Origin of the sequence: Streptomyces boluensis, assembly GCF_009908195.1 — a bacterium.
Lineage (GTDB): Bacteria > Actinomycetota > Actinomycetes > Streptomycetales > Streptomycetaceae > Streptomyces > Streptomyces boluensis.
The window spans coordinates 1-3,719 of the sequence record NZ_JAAAHS010000551.1; the positions used below are offsets into that span (position 1 = coordinate 1).

The following is a 3,719-nucleotide window of genomic DNA, read 5'->3' on the forward strand; positions in this document are numbered from 1 at the left end:
AACCACGGGCTGCTCTGGGGTGGCGCGGCCGCCGGGATGTGGGTGCTCGGCGGGGCGCGCGGGCGGCGGGCGGCCGTGCGGGGGGCCGCCTCGCTCGCGCTCGCCTCGGCGACGGTGAACACGCTCGGCAAGGGCGCGGTCCGCCGTACCCGCCCGGTGCTCGACCACGTACCCGTCGTGCGGCACCTGCCCCGGCAGCCGCTGACCAGCTCCTTCCCCTCCGGTCACGCCGCGTCCGCCGCCGCGTTCGCCGCCGGGGTTGCCCTGGAGTCGCGTGGCTTGGGCGCGGCCCTCGCCCCGGTGGCGTTCTCGGTCGGCTTCTCGCGGATCTACACCGGCGTGCACTACCCGAGCGATGTGCTCGTCGGTGCGGCCCTCGGGGTGAGCGCCGCGTTCGCCGTACGCGGCCTTGTGCCTTCGCGCACCCAACTCCCCACGCCCGCCCGGCCGCGCGTGGACGCCCGCGCACTGCCCGAGGGCGACGGCCTGTACGTCGTCGTCAACCCGTCCTCCGGCAGCCAGCCCCAACTCATCGACCCCGTACGCCAGTTGAAGTCCGCACTGCCGCACGCCGAGGTCGTCCTGTACGAGGACGAGGCCGGTCCGCTGCCCGAGGTGCTCGCGGAGGCGGCGAGGGACGCGGCCCGCGAGGGCGGTGTGCTCGGGGTGTGCGGCGGCGACGGGACCGTGAACGCGGCGGTCACCCCGGCGCTGAAGTACGACGTGCCGCTGATGGTGCTGCCCGGCGGCACGTTCAACCACTTCGCCGCCGACCTGGGCGTCGACTCGATCGCCGACGCCTGCGCCGCGGTCGCGCAAGGGCACGCGGTACGCGTCGACGTCGGCCGGATCACGCCCCTGCCGGACGGTCCGGGGGAGCCCGGGTACTTCCTGAACACCTTCAGCCTGGGCGTCTACCCGGAACTCGTCCGCCTCCGCGAGCACTGGTCGCCCCGGATCGGCGGACCGGCCGCCACCCTGCTCGGCATCGGCCGGATCCTGCGCACCGCACACCCGATGCGGGCCGTCGTCAACGGCCGCCCCCGCGCGATGTGGCTGCTGTTCGCGGGCAACGGCGTCTACCGCAGCCTCGGCATCACCCCGGTACGCCGCCACGACCTCTCCGACGGACTCCTCGACATCCGCATCGCGCACGGCGGCCGCCTTGCCCGCACCCGGCTGCTCGCCACGGCCCTGGTCGGCGGGGCGGCACGGACCCGTACCTACGCCGCCGCGCAGGTGGCCCGCCTTGGGGTGTCCGGACTGCCCGAGGGCACGCGGATGGCGTTCGACGGCGAGGTGGTCGAGGCCCCCGCCGAGTTCCGCCTCGACAAACTCCCCGAAGCGCTCACCGTGTACCGGCCGTTGGAGGTGCCGCCGCGGCTCGACCACTGACACACGGCGGCACCCCCAGTCGTCCCGGTCAGGGGCTCAGGGGCTCAGGTCAACGGTCCTGCGACAGCGCGTACAACTCGGCGAGCAGCGAGCCGGGTTGGCTCACCAGGGAGTCGAAGGTGCCCTCCTCCCGGATGCGGCCCTGGTCGAGGACGATGATGCGGTCCGCCATTTTCACGTTGTCGAGGCGGTGGGTGACGACGAGGGTGATCCGGTCCTTGGCCATCTCCCGTAGCGCCCGGAAGATCAGGTGCTCGCCCCGCGCGTCCATCTCGCTGGTGGGTTCGTCGAGGATCAGCAGTCCGGGGCTCCGGTGCAACGCGCGGGCGCAGGCGAGGCGTTGCCACTGGCCGCCGGAGAGTTCGTGGCCGCCCCACACGGACCGGGCGAGCAGCGTGTCGAGCCCGTCGGGCAGCGCGCGCAGAGCGTCCCCCATGCCGACCTGTTCGGCGGCCTGCCAGACGCGGGCGTCCCCGAACTCCGTCTGCCGGCCGAGCGTGATGTTCTCGCGCGCGGCGAGCGGCCAGTGCCCGTTCTGCTGCGGGACGAGCCCCACGTGCCGCCACACCGACTCCGGGTCGGCGCCCGCCAGGTCGGTGCCGTCCCAGCGTACGGAGCCCGAAGTGGCCAGGGTCAGGCCGGTGATGAGGCGTACGAGGGTGGACTTGCCCGCGCCGTTCTCCCCGACGAGCGCGACCACCTCGCCGCGCTCGAGCGTCAGGGACAGCTTGTGCAGGGCGGGCGCGGCCTTGTGCGGATACGTGAACTCGGCCTCGTCCAGGTGGATGGCGCGCGGTGCCCTTACGGTCGCGGTGCCCCGGTCGAGGGTCATGGCGCGGACCTCGTCGAGGAACGCGTGGTAGTCGCTCAGGTAGAGGCCGTGGTGGAACATGACCGCGCCGTACCGGACGATCGCGTTGAGGGCCCGCCCGGCGGTCTGGGACGCGACGATGGCGGTGCCGGCGGCGGCCAGGGCCATCCCGCCGCCCAGGACGAGGGCGCCGAGCGAGGCCCACATGCCGAGGACGAAGAACCCGGAGAGCGCGGCGGCCACGGCGGTCACCCTCAAGTAGGGCCCGGCGCCCGCCAGTTCCTTGCCCTCGACCCGGTCACACATCGTGCGGTACCAGAAGTGCAGGTACTCCCGCATGGTGTTGGCGCGCAGCTCGTCGGCGAGCTCCGCCGTGGTGAGCCACCAGCGCATCATGCCGCGGACGCTGCGGGCCGAGACGGTGCGGTCGTGGACGCGGTAGTCGATCCGCGCCGCGATCACCCCGCCCATGCCCCTCGGTACGACGGAGAGCAGCAGCACGCCGAGGAGCAGCGGGTGCAGCACGGTGAGTACGGAGGCGGCGGAGAGCAGTTGGACGAAGGCGTTGGTCAGGGTCTTCGCGTCGTCGGCCAGGTCGACCGCGCGCAGGGCGCCCGTCTCGGCGGCCTGGCTGCGGTCCTTGAACCCCTCCGCGTCGTATGCGCTCAACTCGGCGCGCATGTGCAGGTCGACGATGGTCAGGTCGGCGGCGGAGGCGATCTTCGGGTTGAGCCGTCGGGTGGCCCAGTCCGCCCCGATCCAGGCCGCCGAACCCGCGGCCTGTGCGACCGCGGCCACGACGAGGGCCGGCCAGGCGGCACGCAGCGCGGTACCGGCGTCGGCCGCCGAGAACAGGTGCCGCATGGCCGCGGCGACGGCCGCCAGCATCACGGCGGTGCCGACGCCGGACAGCAACTGGCAGGTGAGGATGGCGATCACCATGCGGCGGTCGACGGACCAGGCGAGCCGCGCGGTCTGCCCGAGCGCGGCCGGGATCCGCCGGGCCATGTCGAGCAGCCCGGCATCCTCCATGGCCCGCCGGTGCCGGCGCCCGGTGTAGTCCAGCTCGGGCGGCGCGGAGGGCCGGGGGCGCTCCTGCCGGGCGCCGGGCACGGTCTTCTGGTGCGGGGTGTGAGTCATACGAGCCTCCGCGGTGAACGGCTCGACGGACGGCTCGACCGGCGGTTCCGAGGCGTCGTACAAGCGTCAACTTGATGCCCAGCGAAGGGGTGCGGGGCGGGCGGACTCTCGAACGCAGGATGAACCACGGTACGGACAAGGACGGAACGCATCGTTCCTCCAGAGGGTGCGCAGTCGGACACAGCGCCCCCACAACCGACCTGATCAAGAACCCGTCACGGCCCCCCAAGTGCGAACCCCCGCCCACAAGTTCGACCCACGAGGCCAGAACCCGGAACCTCCCGGCGGGTCCCGTCGTGACGCGGCGTTCGATTCACCCGGGAGGGGAGGGTCACCCCTGAGGGGGATTGCCGGGGCTCGCGACGGTGTTCGA

General features: G+C 73.3%; 2 protein-coding genes. One reads left to right on the top strand and one right to left on the bottom strand.

The annotated features are described in order from the left end of the window. Positions 1–1,395, top strand: a 1,395-nt coding sequence (locus tag GUY60_RS35660; protein WP_246236068.1) for a bifunctional phosphatase PAP2/diacylglycerol kinase family protein, incomplete at its 5' end; no start/stop codon positions are given. A 49-nt stretch (positions 1,396–1,444) separates the two neighbouring features. On the opposite strand, the gene GUY60_RS35665 is transcribed toward GUY60_RS35660, so the two are convergent. Next, positions 1,445–3,346, bottom strand: a complete 1,902-nt coding sequence (locus GUY60_RS35665) for an ABC transporter ATP-binding protein (RefSeq protein ID WP_161705553.1) — start codon at positions 3,344–3,346, stop codon at positions 1,445–1,447. Positions 3,347–3,719 lie beyond the last annotated feature (373 nt).